Origin of the sequence: Aminivibrio sp., from assembly GCF_016756745.1 — a bacterium.
Lineage (GTDB): Bacteria > Synergistota > Synergistia > Synergistales > Aminobacteriaceae > Aminivibrio.
Window position 1 is genome coordinate 1 of sequence record NZ_JAESIH010000001.1, and the last position, 2,581, is coordinate 2,581.

Genomic DNA, 2,581 nt, shown 5'->3' on the forward strand with positions numbered 1-2,581 from the left:
GCAATGAGCATTAAAAATCGCACCTGATTGCTGCCGGCGGCGAGAAGTGTTACCGGCGCTCGCTGATCCGGCATTTTTACGGTACCGCCTTCACCATACCCCCGTCGGCGAGGATGGTCTGCCCGGTGATGTACGTGTTCGCCCCGGAGCCCAGGAAGACGGCGAGCCTGCCGTACTCCGCAGGATCACCGTACCGCCCCGGGGGAATGCGGGAGAGGGAGACCCGGCTCACGTCCTCCACCGGAAGGCCTTTCCTCTCGGCCAGGGCCCTGTCGAGCTGCCGGATCCGCTCCGTGTCGAACCGCCCCGGTCCGATGGCGTTCACCAGGATGCCGTAGGGGGCGAACTCCGCCGACAGGGTCTTGGCCAGGCCGACGACCCCGAGGCCAGGACAAGGACCGTCTTGTCTGCAAGTCCGAAATCCATGATCATCCCTCCTTCGAAATACCTGTGTGGTATATGTATTATACTCCATTCGCCTTCTCTGATCATGCAATATGCATTGCATTTCCTGCGGAGCATTTCCTGCGGACTATTCCTAAATTAGCGGCAATGCAGTAAAATAGGTCACCACTACTAAATTTTTACATATCGGGAGGTCCCCCATGAACAATCTGACCCTGCGTGCCCGCCTCTGGATCCTGGCGCTGGTTCCCGTCCTCGGCGTTATCGGGACGTCGGTTTTCTCCATGTACTCGGCAAACTCGGTCTATTCGGACCTCCTTGAACGGATCCACAAGGAAGCCTTCGTGGCCCAGAGCCTGGTCATCAACGGCGACCGGGACCTCTACCAGGCCCTGGTGGCCAAGCAGGCCCTCCTTGCCAAAGGGCCGGGAGCCGATTTCGAGAAGAATCTCAAGGATTTCCGGGACAACGTGGTCCAGGCAAAGGACAGGCTCAATCAAGCGGAAGAAATTCTTTCCGCGCACCGGAGCGGCTGGGCGGTCTTCCGCCTTGAGGGCAAGCCGGAGTCCATATTTGACGAATTCACCGCCCTGAAGGCCGATTTCCCCCGGTGGGAAACCGCTTCGGAGAAACAGATCGAGGACGTGAGGACCGGAAAGACTGCACCGGGCTCCTCGGGCGAGATCGAGGACGCCCTGTTCAAAACGGTCCGGGGCAACATCAACGACATCGGTGAAATACTCGACCTCGGTGCGGAGGGCAGCGCCGCGGACAACCGCTCACGGATGGACAGGGCGAACATGACCGTGGTCGCCGTTGTCCTGGCCGTGACCCTGGCAGCCCTGACCCTGGCCTTCACTACCATCCGGGCGATCCGCCGGGCCGTCGACCGCATCCTCTCCGCTTCGAAGGCAGGCAGGGAGGGGAATCTCACGGTCCGGACCTCCCTGGACGGCTCCGACGAGCTGGCAGCGGTGGGCGGAGCCCTCGACGGAATGCTTGACAGCCTTCGTACGGTGGTGACCGACATCCAGCACAAGGCGGCCGCTCTTTCGGCCCTCTCGGAAACCACGGCGGCCTCCTGCGAGGAAGTGACCAGCACCACCAACGAGGTGGCGGAGAGTAACTCCCGCCTCGCGGAAGAGGTGAGCAGGGGCAGGACCGGCGCCGGGGAGGCGTCGAAAATGGTCCAGGAGATGAACTCCATCATCCTTTCCGCCAAGGAGCTTGCGTCAAGCGCCGACCAGAACTCCCGCCAGATGGCGTCCGCGGCGGCCAGGGGCAGGGAGACGGTGGCCCAGTCCATCGGCCATATGGAGAACATCCGGAACGCCGTGGGGGAGACTGAAAAACTCATCACGGAACTCAACAACCACTCGGCCCGGATCGGTGTGGTGGGGACCACCATCACATCTCTTGCGGACCAGACCAACCTCCTGGCCCTGAACGCCGCCATCGAGGCGGCCCGGGCGGGAGAGGCGGGGCGCGGGTTCGCCGTGGTGGCCGAAGAAGTCCGGAAGCTTGCGGAACAGTCCCAGCAGGGTGCCCGGGAAGTGGCGGAACTGGTGGGCAAGATCCTGGAAGGAACGGAGTCGGCGGTGAAATCCATGGAGACGAGCCGGAAGGGTGTGGAAGAAGGCGTGTCCATCGCCCACGTGGCCGGAGAAGCCCTTGAGAAGATCATGGAGGCCACGAAAAGTTCCGTGGAGGACATACGGCGCATCATTTCCGCCACGGAGAAGGAGGCGGAACAGTCCGGCCGCGTCATCGCCCTTATCGACGACACGACTTCGGTCATGGAGAACGCCGACGAGCAGGTCCAGAACGTGGCCGCCTCCATGGAGGAAACCGCCGTCGCCATGGAGAGCGTCGCCACCGGCGCCACGGAGGTGAGCGCCACCGCCGAAGATCTGCGGAAGATCACGGAGCGGTTCATCGTGGACGGCGGCGCTCCGTCCCGGGGTCTCGCCCTCAGGTAAAGACGAAGCCTGAAAAGAAAAAGGGGCCTTCCGGCCCCTTTTTCTTTTCACCGGCGTTCTTCAGTCCAGCTCGGCGATGACGTCGATCTCCACCAGGATATCGAGGAGGTCGCTTCCCACCGTCGTCCTCACGGGGAATGGTTCATTGAAGAACTCCCTGTAGACCTCGTTGAACGCCCTGAAATCTTTCGTGACCT

General features: G+C 62.1%; 3 protein-coding genes. 1 reads left to right on the plus strand and 2 read right to left on the minus strand.

From position 1 onward, the window contains the following. Nucleotides 1–76: 76 nt before the first annotated feature. Nucleotides 77–475, minus strand: a complete 399-nt coding sequence (locus JMJ95_RS00005; RefSeq protein WP_290680812.1) for an SDR family oxidoreductase — start codon at nt 473–475, stop codon at nt 77–79. 130 nt (nt 476–605) lie between these two features. Between JMJ95_RS00005 and JMJ95_RS00010 the strand changes: the two genes are divergently transcribed. Continuing rightward, nucleotides 606–2,384, plus strand: a complete 1,779-nt coding sequence (locus tag JMJ95_RS00010) for a methyl-accepting chemotaxis protein (RefSeq protein WP_290680815.1) — start codon at nt 606–608, stop codon at nt 2,382–2,384. Between the two features lie 60 nt (nt 2,385–2,444). On the opposite strand, the gene JMJ95_RS13855 is transcribed toward JMJ95_RS00010, so the two are convergent. Further along, the coding region (locus tag JMJ95_RS13855) for a RidA family protein (protein WP_367153721.1) at nt 2,445–2,581 on the minus strand (137 nt) is incomplete at its 5' end.